The organism is Lentzea sp. NPDC058436 (assembly GCF_042721515.1).
In the GTDB taxonomy this organism is placed as follows: Bacteria; Actinomycetota; Actinomycetes; order Mycobacteriales; family Pseudonocardiaceae; genus Lentzea.
This window is the reverse complement of sequence record NZ_JBHXLF010000001.1, coordinates 111,685-123,739: the sequence shown is the minus strand read 5'-3', so window position 1 is coordinate 123,739 and position 12,055 is coordinate 111,685. Positions and strand designations below refer to the sequence as shown.

Annotated in this window: 16 protein-coding genes; 7 read left to right on the top strand and 9 right to left on the bottom strand. The window is 70.9% G+C overall.

Going from position 1 to position 12,055, the window contains the following annotated elements:
- Window positions 1–133 precede the first annotated feature (133 nt).
- On the top strand, window positions 134–301 hold the full coding sequence (locus ACFWN2_RS00525) for a hypothetical protein (RefSeq protein ID WP_253324822.1): 168 nt from the start codon (window positions 134–136) through the stop codon (window positions 299–301).
- A 135-nt stretch (window positions 302–436) separates the two neighbouring features.
- Window positions 437–616, top strand: a complete 180-nt coding sequence (locus ACFWN2_RS00520) for a DUF3040 domain-containing protein (protein ID WP_382423943.1) — start codon at window positions 437–439, stop codon at window positions 614–616.
- Here the strand turns inward: ACFWN2_RS00520 and ACFWN2_RS00515 are convergent.
- Genes ACFWN2_RS00515 through ACFWN2_RS00495 form a run of 5 tightly spaced genes read right to left on the bottom strand, consistent with a single transcriptional unit; the run spans window position 588 to window position 5,235 of the window.
- Window positions 588–1,622, bottom strand: coding sequence for a pyridoxal-phosphate dependent enzyme (locus ACFWN2_RS00515; protein ID WP_382423942.1), 1,035 nt, complete (start codon window positions 1,620–1,622; stop codon window positions 588–590). The two genes, ACFWN2_RS00520 and ACFWN2_RS00515, sit on opposite strands and share 29 nt — an antisense overlap.
- A gap of 8 nt (window positions 1,623–1,630) precedes the next feature.
- Window positions 1,631–2,425: a Rossmann-like domain-containing protein gene (locus ACFWN2_RS00510; RefSeq protein WP_382423941.1), complete on the bottom strand. Its 795-nt coding sequence runs from the start codon at window positions 2,423–2,425 to the stop codon at window positions 1,631–1,633.
- A gap of 14 nt (window positions 2,426–2,439) precedes the next feature.
- The gene (locus tag ACFWN2_RS00505; RefSeq protein ID WP_382423940.1) at window positions 2,440–3,207 is read right to left on the bottom strand and encodes an ABC transporter ATP-binding protein; all 768 of its coding nucleotides are present in this window, start codon (window positions 3,205–3,207) and stop codon (window positions 2,440–2,442) included.
- Window positions 3,204–4,265, bottom strand: a complete 1,062-nt coding sequence (locus ACFWN2_RS00500; RefSeq protein WP_382423939.1) for a FecCD family ABC transporter permease — start codon at window positions 4,263–4,265, stop codon at window positions 3,204–3,206. Before ACFWN2_RS00500 ends, ACFWN2_RS00505 begins: the two co-directional genes overlap by 4 nt.
- Window positions 4,258–5,235, bottom strand: a complete 978-nt coding sequence (locus tag ACFWN2_RS00495; RefSeq protein ID WP_382423938.1) for an ABC transporter substrate-binding protein — start codon at window positions 5,233–5,235, stop codon at window positions 4,258–4,260. Before ACFWN2_RS00495 ends, ACFWN2_RS00500 begins: the two co-directional genes overlap by 8 nt.
- An 87-nt stretch (window positions 5,236–5,322) precedes the next feature.
- On the opposite strand from ACFWN2_RS00495, the gene ACFWN2_RS00490 reads away from it, so the two are divergent.
- Together ACFWN2_RS00490 and ACFWN2_RS00485 are read left to right on the top strand one after the other, a co-directional pair.
- Entirely contained in the window at window positions 5,323–6,534 is a 1,212-nt protein-coding gene (locus ACFWN2_RS00490; RefSeq protein ID WP_382423937.1) for an MFS transporter, read from the top strand.
- On the top strand, window positions 6,531–7,253 hold the full coding sequence (locus ACFWN2_RS00485) for a TauD/TfdA family dioxygenase (RefSeq protein WP_382423936.1): 723 nt from the start codon (window positions 6,531–6,533) through the stop codon (window positions 7,251–7,253). Before ACFWN2_RS00490 ends, ACFWN2_RS00485 begins: the two co-directional genes overlap by 4 nt.
- Before the next feature lie 95 nt (window positions 7,254–7,348).
- On the opposite strand, the gene ACFWN2_RS00480 is transcribed toward ACFWN2_RS00485, so the two are convergent.
- Genes ACFWN2_RS00480 through ACFWN2_RS00470 form a run of 3 tightly spaced genes read right to left on the bottom strand, consistent with a single transcriptional unit; the run spans window position 7,349 to window position 8,907 of the window.
- Window positions 7,349–7,903, bottom strand: a complete 555-nt coding sequence (locus tag ACFWN2_RS00480) for a hemerythrin domain-containing protein (protein WP_382423935.1) — start codon at window positions 7,901–7,903, stop codon at window positions 7,349–7,351.
- Window positions 7,904–7,916: 13 nt separating this feature from the next.
- A complete protein-coding gene (locus ACFWN2_RS00475; RefSeq protein ID WP_382423934.1) occupies window positions 7,917–8,591 on the bottom strand; it encodes a hypothetical protein in 675 nt (224 codons plus the stop codon).
- The gene (locus tag ACFWN2_RS00470) at window positions 8,581–8,907 is read right to left on the bottom strand and encodes a plasmid stabilization protein (protein ID WP_382423933.1); all 327 of its coding nucleotides are present in this window, start codon (window positions 8,905–8,907) and stop codon (window positions 8,581–8,583) included. Before ACFWN2_RS00470 ends, ACFWN2_RS00475 begins: the two co-directional genes overlap by 11 nt.
- Window positions 8,908–8,987: 80 nt before the next feature.
- Between ACFWN2_RS00470 and ACFWN2_RS00465 the strand changes: the two genes are divergently transcribed.
- The 3 genes from ACFWN2_RS00465 to ACFWN2_RS00455 are packed head-to-tail and all read left to right on the top strand — an operon-like array spanning window position 8,988 to window position 11,550.
- Window positions 8,988–10,172, top strand: a complete 1,185-nt coding sequence (locus tag ACFWN2_RS00465) for a cytochrome P450 (protein WP_382423932.1) — start codon at window positions 8,988–8,990, stop codon at window positions 10,170–10,172.
- On the top strand, window positions 10,169–10,954 hold the full coding sequence (locus tag ACFWN2_RS00460) for an SDR family oxidoreductase (protein WP_382423931.1): 786 nt from the start codon (window positions 10,169–10,171) through the stop codon (window positions 10,952–10,954). Before ACFWN2_RS00465 ends, ACFWN2_RS00460 begins: the two co-directional genes overlap by 4 nt.
- The gene (locus tag ACFWN2_RS00455; RefSeq protein WP_382423930.1) at window positions 10,954–11,550 is read left to right on the top strand and encodes a flavodoxin family protein; all 597 of its coding nucleotides are present in this window, start codon (window positions 10,954–10,956) and stop codon (window positions 11,548–11,550) included. The genes ACFWN2_RS00460 and ACFWN2_RS00455 overlap by 1 nt, the downstream gene beginning before the upstream one ends.
- Here the strand turns inward: ACFWN2_RS00455 and ACFWN2_RS00450 are convergent.
- Window positions 11,460–12,044 (bottom strand): phosphatase PAP2 family protein, encoded by a 585-nt coding sequence (locus tag ACFWN2_RS00450; protein WP_382423929.1) that lies wholly within the window; start codon window positions 12,042–12,044, stop codon window positions 11,460–11,462. The genes ACFWN2_RS00455 and ACFWN2_RS00450 overlap by 91 nt on opposite strands.
- Window positions 12,045–12,055: the final 11 nt, after the last annotated feature.

Sequence of the window (12,055 nt, the reverse complement as noted above, 5' to 3'; positions counted from 1 at the left end):
CCGTTCTGCCGGTTCCAAACAGAATCCGGACGGATTGTCGGACAGCGCGGCGGGCGCATTAGCGGAAACGGAATTAATTCGAGGCGGGCGAGAATGCGGTGAGACGGGTTTGACCGGCGGGTACCCCTGGCTCATGAGCCAGCCAGTACCGCCCGCGGAGCCCGTGCCGACCACCCCGGGACCCGACCAGCCGCGCCCCACCGGACCCGACCAGCCCCAGCCGCCCGGCCCCGACCCGGACCCGTTGCGGCCGCCGGGACCGGACCCCGACCCGTTGCCGCCGGAGCCGAAGCCGCTCTAAAGCCTGTGACTCGTGCCGTCGCCGGCACCGATAGCGGAACCAAAGCCGAATACAGTCCGGCAGTGGCAGGTTTGAAACACGAAACGCCTGGGTACACGCCCTGTGCCACTGCCGGACCGACTCTGGAGCGCGCCGATGCTCAGTCGAGAGGAACACCAGCGGCTCATCGACATCGAGGGCCGCCTCCGCGTCTCCGACCCCGACCTCGCCCGCGCACTGAGCGAGGGCCCCCTTTCGCAGAGGACCCTGCGTCAGCGCGCGGTCGCCGCTCTGGCCACGCTCGCCTTCAGGAAGCGACCGGAATCGCGCGGCTGACCACCGCGTTCGGCGGTGCCTCCGCCCGGTTCCAGCGCATCCGCGACCACGGCAGGTCCATGTCGCTCAACGTGCTGATCTGCCGTGGCCTCAACTCCTCCGCCGCCGGCGCCTCCGCGTGCCGGGAGTACGCCGCGTCGACGTAGCGGTGGCCGGTGTCCGGGGCCAGCACCACGACGTGCCGTTCGGGGTCCAGCCGCTGCTCCCACCGCGCCGCCAGGTACGCCGAGCCCGCCGAGAGGCCGGCGAAGATCGCGTGCTCGCGCAGCAGGGCCACGCTGCCGGACAGCGCCGCGTCGAAGCCGAACCAGTGCACGGTGTCGTAGAGCGTGTGGTCGACGTTGCCGAACGGGATCGAGCTGCCGATCCCGGCGATGATGATCTCCGGGTCGTGCACGTGCTCGCTGCCGAACGTGACGCTGTCGAACGGCTGCACGCCGACGAGCTCCACCTCCGGTGAGGTCTCGCGCAGGAACGTCGCCAGCGCGCCGGTCGACGCGCCGGTGCCCACGCCGCCGACCACGGACAGCCGCGAGCAGTCGGTGTGTTCGCGGATCAGGTCGGCGATCGGGCGGTAGCCGCGGTAGTGGACGTCGTCGTGGTACTGGCGCATCCAGTGGTGGCGCGGGTGGTCGCGCAGGATCTCGTGCACCCGTGCGACGCGGCGGCTCTGGTCGAGCTTCAGGCTGGCGGACGGCGGCATGGGTTCGACCGTCGCGCCGAGGATCTCCAGCTGGGTGTGCAACGTCTTGTCGACGGTGGTCGAGGCGACGATGTGGCAGTGCAGGCCGTAGCGGTGGCAGGCCAGCGCCAGTGCGTGCGCGTAGATGCCGCTTGAGCTGTCCACCAGCGTGTCCCCGGTCGCGATGGTGCCGCGTTCGAGGAGGTGGCGGACCGCTTCGAGGGCGGAGGCGACCTTCATGGTCTCGAAGCGCAGGCAGAGCGTGCGGGAGTCGAGGCGTACCAGGGCGGGGCGGCTGAGCGCGTCAGCGATGTGGTGGTCCACGTCTTCTCTCAGGCTCGGTAGCGGTACAGCGCCGTCTCGTCGGCGCTGAACTGCGAGAACGGGAACGGTTCCGCGGACAGGGCGGTGACTCCGGCGCCGAGGAAGTGGCGGGCGACGGCGCTCGCGGTCTGGGCGTAGACGATCAGCGGGATCTCGCGCGAGCGGCAGGTGCGCAGGATCTCGTCGAACGTGCCGTTGCCGATCGTCATGCCCGTCGCCACGACGGCGTCCGCGACGCCGAGGACGTCCCGCATGTCCGGGGTCACCGGGTCGCCCCACTGCGTCGTGCGCAACGAGAGGTCGCACGGCAGGCACTCGGCGCCGCGCTCGCGGATCGCCGCCACCAGCGGGTTCACCACGCCGATCAACGCGACCTTCGCGCCCGGCTCCACGTCGAGCAGCCCGGCGACGGCGGCGTCACGGGCCCGCGCCCGTTCCTCCGGCGTGCCGACCGGCAGCACGACCCGTTCGGCGTCCGAGGTCCGATGTGGACGGACGCTGCCCAGGTAGGCGTCGAGCGCCGCCACCCGAACGGGAGCAGGCGCCTCGGTGAGCAGTGCGGCGACGGGTGCTCCGGAGTAGTTGGCGCACACCGCCGGATCGGCGTCGCCCTCCGCGAACGCGCAGGCGCCGAACGCGGTTCCGAGGCGCGCCAGCACGTACTGGTTGCGGTAGGTGGTGTCGCCGCCCGCCAACCTGGTGCCGTGGTGGACCCAGAACACGCTCGTAGCTGGGATCTCGCGCGGATCCGGACCGTGCCGGCCCTCCAGGACCTCGGCTATCAGATCATCCACAGTGGACACGTCTCTCCCCCTTCTCAGCGGACCGGCTCGCGGTACCCGACGGCCAGGTGGCCCAGGCTGTCGCGGCCGATCTCGGCTTCCACGTCGAACACCTCGCGCAGCAACGGCGCGGTCAGCACGTCCACGGCCCTGCCGTCGGCGACGACCTCACCGCGGTGCATCAGCACGAGCCGGTCGCAGTAGCGCGCGGCCAGCGCGAGGTCGTGCAGCGCCACCACGACGGTCTGCGGCGTCCGCCCGGCCAGTTCCATCAGTTCGAGCTGGTGGCGCACGTCCAGGTGGTTCGTCGGCTCGTCCAGCAGCAGCCCAGAAGTGCGTTGCGCCAACGCCCGCGCGAGGTGCGTGCGCTGGCGTTCGCCGCCGGACAGCTGCTTCCACGGCCGCTCGGCCAACCCGGTCAGGTCGAGCCTCTCCAGTGCCTCGGCGACGATCTCGTGGTCCGAGGCGTCCGGCCCGCGCCACCGCGACCGGTGGGGCGTGCGGCCGAGCATGGCCACCTCGGCCACCCGCAGGTCGCTCTCGGTGTCGGCGGTCTGCTCGACGAACGCGAGCTTGCGCGCCCGGTCGCGGGCGGACCACGACCCGATCTCCACGCCGTCGTACAGCACCCGCCCGCCGGTCGGCGTGCGCAGGCCGGCGACGCACCGCAGCAGCGACGACTTGCCGGAGCCGTTGGGCCCGATCAGCCCGACCGTCTCCCCCGGCTCCACGGCCAGGGACACGTCCCGCACGATCGTCTTGCCCGGCACGCTCCAGCTGAGCTTCTCGACGTCGATCCTCACAGCTCACCCCTCCTGCGCAGCACCAGCAGGAAGAGCGGCACGCCGATCAGCGCGGTGAACACGCCCACCGGCACCTCCAGCGGCGCGAAGACCACGCGGGTGAGCGCGTCCGTCCAGACCAGGAACACCGCGCCGACCACCGCCGACATCGGCAACAGCCTGCGGTGCAACGGTCCGACGAGGAACCGGACGCCGTGCGGGATGATCAGCCCGACGAACCCCACCGCGCCCACCGCGGCCACCGCCACGGCGGTCAGCACCGAGGTCGTCACCAGCAGCACGGCGCGGGTCGTGCGGACGTCGACGCCGAGCGAGGACGCCGTGTCGGTGCCGAACGCGAACCCGTCCAGCGCGGCGGAGCACAGCCACACCACGAGCAGTCCGGCCGCCAGCACCACCGCGCACACCGCCACCGACGTCCACCGGGCCGAGGCCAGCGACCCCAGCAGCCAGTTGGTGACGGCGCGGATGCTGTCGGCGTCACCGGACGACAGCAGGATCAACGAGGTCAAAGCCGCGAAGAGCTGCCCGACGACCACACCGGTCAGCACGATCCGCGAGGAGTCCAACCCGGTGCGCCGCAACAACACCATCAGCAACCCGAACGCCACCAGCGCGCCGATCAGCGCCCCGCCGGTGATGCCGAGCTGCGAGCCCGCGAACCCGAGCACCACCACGACCACCGCACCGGTCGAGGCGCCTGACGACACCCCGAGCAGGTACGGGTCGGCCAGCGAGTTGCGCGTGACGCTCTGCAGCACCGCGCCGCACACCGCGAGCGCGCCGCCGACGAGTGCCGCGAGCAGCACCCTGGGCAGCCGCAGATCCCAGATCAGCGAGTCCAGCAGGCGCGGCAGCGGGGCCACGGGCAACCCGAGGCGTCCGCCCGCTGCCCTGCCGATCTCCGCCCAGCCCGCCCCTACCCCGATGCGGACGGCGAGCGCCATCGACACCAGGAGGACGACGAGGCTCAGGACGACGACGAACGTGTTCTTCTTGTGTTGAAACGGTTTCGGGGTCTTGCGGACCACAGGATCGAGAACAGCGGCCTCAGCCACGGCCGGCGATCTTGTCAAGACCCGCGCCGAACGCCTTCAGCGCGTCGACGGTGCGCACGGACGGGTCCATCTCGATACCGGGCAGCTCGATCACCTTGTTCTCGCGCAACGCCTTCAGCTGCGAGACGGCCGGGTGCTCGCGCATCATCGCGAGCTTCTCGGCAGCGGTGTCGCCGGGGTTGCCGCGCTCGGACAGGTCGCCGATCACGATGACGTCGGGATCGCGGCGCGCGACCTCCTCCCAGGACGCCTCCGGCCACTCCTGGTTGAGGTCGTCGAACACGTTGACCGCGCCGGCGATCTTGCTCATCTGACTGGGCATGCCGTCGCGCCCCGCCACGTACGGGACGCCCTTGAAGACCGAGTAGACCCAGACGACCTTCACGGGTTCGCGCTTGACGGCCTGGACCTCGGCGACCGCGGCGCGCTGCTCGGCGGCGAGCTGGTTCGCCTTGTCCTGGATGCCGAAGATCCTGCCGAAGTTCTCGTAGTCGCGGAACAGCCGCTCGAACGGCGCGGTCGTGCCGTCCGAGCAGTTGACCGCGCTCACGAACGTCGGCACGCCAAGGGATTCCAGCTCGTCGCGCGTCCCGGCGCGGTCTGCGGTGAAGAGCTCTTTGAACGACGCCACCACGACATCCGGGTTCGCGGCCCTCAACGGCTCCGACGTGAGGACCTTGGGCGAGAGCACCGGGATCTTCGCGTAGGCCTCGGCGTACTTCGGCGCGACCTTGGTCTTGACGTTCGCGGTACCGGCCATGCGGTCCTGCAACCCCAGCGCCAGCAACGTTTCCGTGGAGTTCTGGTCGAGCGTGACCACCCGTTGCGGCGCACCGGCGAACGTGAGCTGCTTGCCGCAGCTGTCCACCGCCACCGACTGAGCCGTTGGCGCTTCGGCGCCTCCCGGTGTGGCGCAGCCCGCGGCGAGCACCGCGACCAACGCCAGGCCGATCCGGCCGGGGTGAGACATCAGGTCCTCCAGAGAAGTTCACTCGAACGGTGTGCGCTACTGTAACGACAATCATTTTCAATGCAACCCTGCCGGAAGGTCGAACGCGTGGTTCACGACACAGCACCCCGCAGCTCCTCGGTGCTGCGCAGCGCCTCATTCCTCCGCCTCTGGACCGCGACCACGGCGTCCGGCATCGCGACCTGGGCGCTGCCGTTCGTGCTGGGCCTCGCGGTGCTCTCCCGCTCGATCACCGCCGTGGAGCTGGGCGTTCTGCTGGCCGCGCGCACCGCGGGTTTCCTCGCCGCCGTACCGGTCAGCGGTGTGCTGGCCGACCGCTACGCCCGCCGCCAGGTGGTCCTGTGGTCCGGCCTCACCTCCGCCGTCGCCGCGCCCGTGCTCGCCGTTTTCGTGGGCAACTCGCTGGTGGTCGCGGCCGTCGCGGCGGCGGCGATGGGTGCGGGCCAGGGAGCGTGCAGGCCCGCGTTCCAGGCGCTGACGGCCGAGGTGGTCGACGGTGACCAACGCCAGCAGGCCAACGCGGCGATGACGTTGTCCGTGCGGGTGACGACGTTGGTGGCGCCGGGCCTGACGGCGTTGCTCGCCCTGGTGCTCAACACGCAGGTGCTGCTGCTCGGCATCGGCGCGCTGTGGCTGGTCGCCGCACTGGTCCCGCCAGCGGGCACCGGGCTCACGACCCCGGGCGGCGGCAACGGTTTCGTGGCGGACTTCTGGGAGGGCGTGCGGGAGGCGCGCAGGCACCCGTGGTTCCTGGCCGGGCTCGGCGCGCTGACGGCGGTGATCGCCACCGGCTACTCGGCGACCGGCGTGGTGCTCCCCCTGGTCAGCCGCGACCGCTACGACACCGAGGCCGTGCTCGCGGGCTCGTTGACCGCCTACACCCTCGGCGCGCTGGCCGGCGCCCTGCTGATCGCCCGCTGGCGGCCGCGCCACGCCGGGTGGACCGCGCTGTTCGGCCTGGCGCTGTACGGGTTCGCGCCGCTGAGCCTGCTGCTGCCGGTGCACCCGTTCGTCGTGATCGCGGCCTACGTCGTCGCAGGACTGGGCATCGAGCTGTTCAACGTGCCGTGGTTCACCGCGACCCAGCGCGAGGTCGAGCCCTCCAAGCTGGCCCGCGTGTCCTCTTTGGACTTCCTGATGTCGTACGGCCTCGCCCCGGTCGGTCTCGCGCTCATCGCCCCGGCGATCTCGTCGTTCGGTGCACCGGTCGTGCTGGCGGTCTGCGCGGTGATCTGCTTCGCCGCACCGGCTCTGGCCGCGCTCGTGCCGTCGTCCCGCGACTTCGGGCCGCGCCGGTGATCGTTCCCCGTCTGCCGGCCCTGGACCCCGCGGCCCGCACGGCCCTGAGCGACCACGGCGCGGTGGTGCTGACCGGCCTGCCGAACTCCCCCGACTCGCTGCCGGTCGCCGCCTCGCTGCTGTTCGGCACGGCGTTGCGGGAGCTGTTCCCCCACCGGACGAGGCGTTCCGAGGACGGCGGGATCGTCGGCCTGCACGCGGACAGCTTCGACGTCGTCGTGGACATCGGCGGCAAGTCCGTGCGGCGCAGGCATCCCGACGAGGACCACGTGCTGGTGCTGCTCACTTCCCCAGCGCCGCAAGGAGGTGAGTCGTTCGTGCTCGACGCGCACGAGTTCACCGACTCGCTGGACGCGGAGCTGCGCGACTTCCTGCGCGGCGTGGACGTCGACCTCTACGGCCGCTGGGCGCAGACGCGCGGCCTACCCGCGACACCGCGGGTAGGCCGCCACATCGAGTTCACGCGCACCGGCAGGCGGATCACCCGCCGCACGGACGGGGTCGCGGCCCTGCACCGCGATCCCCTGTCCGAGCACGTCACCGCGATGCTGACCCGTTTCGACGCGGAGGTCGAACGGGTGCAGCGGGAACTGCCGAGGATCCGGCTGACCGAGGGCGATCTGCTGGTCCTCGACAACTACCGCTGCTGGCACGGCCGTGACGCCCACACAGGCACCAGGACCGTGCACATCCAGACAGTGCGAACCGACGACGCCTAGGGCGTGTCCCGGAAGTTCGTCCAGTGGCAGGCGCGGGCGAGAGACCCGGAGACGGCGCCTGCCACTGCCGCCCGACGGGACTTCCGGGACGCGTCCTAGGAGGACGCCGCCTTCTGCAGCTCCCGGCGCAGCTGCTCCTTCGTCATGCTCGAAGCGCCGTCCACGCCCAGGTTCTTCGCCTGCGTGACGAGCTCCTCGCGGGTGGCCTGGCCGGGCAGCTCACCGAGGTGGTCGGCCCGGCTGCGCGCGAACGCCTCGCCGAGCTCGTAGCGGCGCTGCGCGCTCAGCCGCTTGCGCATGCCGGGCAGCACCGTCTTCTCCTCTTCCTCCACGTGGTGGGTGATGGAGTCGACGACGTCCTTCAGCGCCTTCTCGTACTTCGGCGAGTCGTAGTCGGTGTCGAGGAGCTTGGCGAGCAACTGCTCCGCCTCGGCGTGCTCCTCCTGGCTGTGCTCGACCTCGTCGTCACCGCCCGCGTCCTTGGCGGCCGGGTAGACCTCGGACTCCTCGGCGCGGCTGTGGGCGACGAGCAGGCCGCAGACGACCGGGGTGAGCAGAGGTCGTTTCTCCGGGTGGTTCTTCAGCTCGTCGAACAGGCGCTCCACCTCGCGGTGGTCCTGCATGATCAGGTCGACGACGTCGTACTGCACGGTGGTGTCTCCTTCAGTTCGGGTGGTTCCTCGGATAGCGCGTGGTGATGGGCGCGATGCCACGCCGTCCGATCCGGCCGAGCGCGATGCCGAAGCCGCTGATCAACGCGACCGCGGCGACGGCGCCGATGACGATGGACCACGCCAGGCCCAAGCCCAGCAGTCCTGCCGCGGCGCCGACGATGACTGCCGCCGTGAGTCCGTTGACGAGGTTCACCAGACCGGCCACGCCGAGTGCGGTGCCGATCAGCCGTGGGCGCCTGTCCTTGCGCCAGCCGGTCTGACCGCCGTCCGCCTCGACGCCCAGGGTGTCGTCGTGCAGCTGGCGCACGAACACGTGCCTCGTGGACGGTTCGAGCTCCGCGTACACGGCCCTGATGCGGTTGATCCCCAGCCCTGCCTGGACGTCCTCGATGGTCAGCTCCACCGTGCGGAACAGGGTGGCGAGACCGATGAGGAACAACGCGGTGAAGATGACGAGCATCAGCGTCAGCAGCACCGTCAGCGGCACCACCTGGGCGACGAACCCGAGGGCGATCATGGACGCGGAGATCGTCGTCAGCAGGTGGCCCGCACGACCGGTCGCGTCGGTGATCGTCGCCGTGCGGATCATCTGCAGCGTGTTGTGCTCCATGGTCAGGATCGTCAGCGCGGAGGTCTTGTCCACGTCCTGCACGTCAGTGCCCAAGGGCGTTGGCCAGTTCCTTCTTCGTCATGGTGGAGCGGCCCTTGACGTTCTTCTTCTTGGCCTCGTTGTAGAGCTGCTCCTTGGTGAGGCCCTTCGGGCGGTTCGTGCCCGACCGCTGGCCACCGCGCTTCTGCGGTGACATGTCCTCTGTGGACGACTTGCTCGCCGTCTTGGACTCACCGGCCTGGGCGCGGTTCTTGTTGACCGTCCGCGCCGCGATCTCCTTGGCGCGCTTGGGCGACGCGCCGCGGTCCTGCGCGGAGTCCTTGATGTGCTCGTACTGGCGTTCGCGCTTCGCGTTCGATCCCGCGGGCATCACGACCTCCTGACTCGGTGCTGACCCGCGAATACCCCGTTCAGGGAGGTTCACACACGGGTGACCGGGTAGCCGGGGCCATGGCGATCTCCACACGACTCGACACCGCGCGCGTGCTGGCGACGGTGCTGCTGCCCACCCTCGCCAAGGGCGTCGTCGTGCGCCGGCCAGGCGTGATGGCGGCCGCCGAGAAGGTCCAGTCCGACACGCGGGCCATCGACACGATGCGCAGGCTGCGCGACCGCTACGGCCCGGAACCGGTGCGGCTGCGCATCACCGGACGCAGCGTCGCGATGCTGGTCGACCCCGCCGACGTCGGCAGGCTGCTCGCGGAGTCACCCGACCCGTTCGCGCTGGCCACGAGGGAGAAGAAGGCCGCGCTGAGCCACTTCCAGCCGCACGGTGTGCTGATCTCCGACGGCCCGGAGCGGCAACAGCTCCGCGAGCTCAACGAACGCGCGTTGCGTCCGGAGAACGTGCCCGCCGAGGCGGTCGTGCGCGACGAGGCGGACCTGCTCACCCGGCACGTGATGAGCACCGGCGAGCTGACCTGGCAGTCGTTCGACCAGGCGTGGTGGCGGATCGTGCGCAGGATCGTCCTCGGCGACGGCGCCCGCGGCGACGACCGGCTCACAGACGACCTCAAGGCGCTGCGGCAGAACGCCAACTGGGCTTTCCTCCACCCGAAGCGCCGTGACCTGCGCGAACGTTTCCAGTCCAGGCTCGACGAGCACCTGGCGCGCCGTGAGGAAGGCAGTCTCGCCGCCCAGCCGGGTGACCTGTCCGGTCAGGTGCCGCACTGGCTGTTCGCGTTCGACGCGGCCGGGATCGTCACGCTGCGGGCGCTGGCCCTCGGAGCGCGCGGAACGAACGGCATCCTGGAGTCCGCACGGCTGTGGCCCACCACACCGGTGATCCTGCGCGAGAGCGGGAAACCGACCCGCTGGCACGGCACGTGGCTGCCGGCGAACACCGAGTTCGTGGTGTTCACGCCGTTCTTCCACCGCGACCCGGACCGCCTCCCGTTCGCCGACCGGTACGCGCCGGAGTACTGGGACGGGCCGCGCGACCCGGCGATCGTGCCGTTCAGCGCGGGCCCCGGCGTGTGCCCCGGCCGCGACCTGGTGCTGACCGTCGCCGCGACGATGCTGGACGTGCTGAGCGAGCACCTCTCGTTCCCCGCGCTCGGCACGCCGCTGCCAGGAACGCTCAACCACTTCGGCCTCCGCATGCCGGCCGAGCCGACGGGTACTCGCGTCTCATGACCGTCGCGGTGGTGACCGGCTCGGACTCCGGTATCGGCAGGGCGATCGCCGTCGCGCTCGCGGGCGGGGGCGTCGACGTGGGCGTGACTTACCACGAGGACGCCGGCGGAGCCGCCAGGACGGCCGGCGAGGTCCGCGAGGCCGGTGTCAGGTGTGCCGTGCGGCGGCTCGACCTGACCGACCTGCCCGCCGCGGCCTCCGTCGTCGACGAACTGGCCGAGGAGCTGGGCGGCCTGGACGTCCTGGTGAACTGCGCCGGCACCGGTAGCGGCCAGAAGGCCGTGGACATGGACTTCGACACCTGGCGCACGGTGCTGTCGGTCGACCTGGACGGCGCGTTCCTGTGCTGCCAGCGGGCCGCCAGGCGCATGATCGCCGCCGGACGCGGTGGCCGGATCATCAACATCACGTCCGTCCACGAGCACCTGCCGCGGGTGGGCGCCGCGCCGTACTGCGCCGCCAAGGCCGGGCTCGGCGCGCTGACCGAGGTGCTCGCCCTCGAACTGTCCGAGCACGGCATCACCGTGAACTCCGTGGCACCGGGCGAGATCTCGACGCCGATGACCGGTCAGGAGGACGTGGACCCGCACACCGAGGCGCGGCCGGGCATCCCGCTCGGCCGGCCCGGTCACGCGAAGGAGGTCGCGGCCGTGGTCGCGTTCCTCGCCACACCTGCCGCGTCCTACGTGACCGGGTCGTCGTTCGTCGTGGACGGCGGGATGTCCCTGATGGGCCCGCAGGCGAGCCAGCTGATGACCGACGAGAAGTGGAGGCAGACCTGATGCGCGCGGTCGTCCTGAACTGCACCCTGAAGAAGTCGCCCGACCCGTCCAACACCGACCTGCTGGCCCAGGTGGTGGTCGACGAGCTCACCAAGAAGGACGTCGAGGTCACGTCGTTCCGGTTGGCGGACCACGAGATCCCGCCCGGCGTCGAGACCGACCTCGGCGGCGGTGACGAGTGGCCGAACGTCCACCGGTTGCTGCTCGACGCCGAGATCCTGGTGATCGCGACGCCGACGTGGGTCGGTCGTCCGTCCTCGCTGGCGCAACGGGCGCTGGAACGGATGGACGCGATGATCTCCGAGACCGACGACCAGGACCGGCCGGTGGCCTACAACCGGGTCGCGGGCGTGGTGGTGACCGGCAACGAGGACGGCGCGCACCACGTGATCAGCGAGATCTGCGGTGGCCTCGGGGACATCGGCTACACGATCCCCGGCCAGGCCTGGACGTACTGGAACCGCGGTCCGGGACCGGGCCCGAGCTACTCCGACACCGACGAGGGTCACGAGTGGTCGGAGAAGACCGGCCGCACCATGGCCGCCAACCTGCACGCCGTCGCCCTGGCACTGGCGGAGCGTCCGATCCCGGCCTGAGCCACCGCCACCAGAGCACCGATCGCCAGGCCGCCCAGAACGTCCGTGGGCCAGTGCACACGGGTTCTGAGGCGGCTGTAGGCGACCAGGAGCACCAGCGGTGTCACGAACAGAGCGGCTCCGCGGTCCTCCAGGCACGCGGTGCCGAACGCGGCGGCCGTCACCGCGTGCTTGGAGGGGAACGACGACGAGTCCGGGTGTTCCGGCAGCGCCTGTCTCGCCGGAATGCCGGCCGCCTGCGGTCTGGGCCGGTCCACGACGAGGCTGATCAGGTGCCCGATGGGCATGGCGATCACCGCCGCCGTCAGGGCTCTCTTCGCGACCTTTTCCTTGCCTGCCAATGCGAGCAGGCCGGCGACGGGCAGCCAGAGGAGGCCGCCGCGGGCGGTGAGACTGGCCGCGATGATGACCGGGTGCGGCCGCCTCGTGGGCAACGCCTCGCTGTTGTGCAACGAGTCCGCGTCGAGCTCCGCTAATTCGTCCTCACCGGTCATGCGGGTCGACT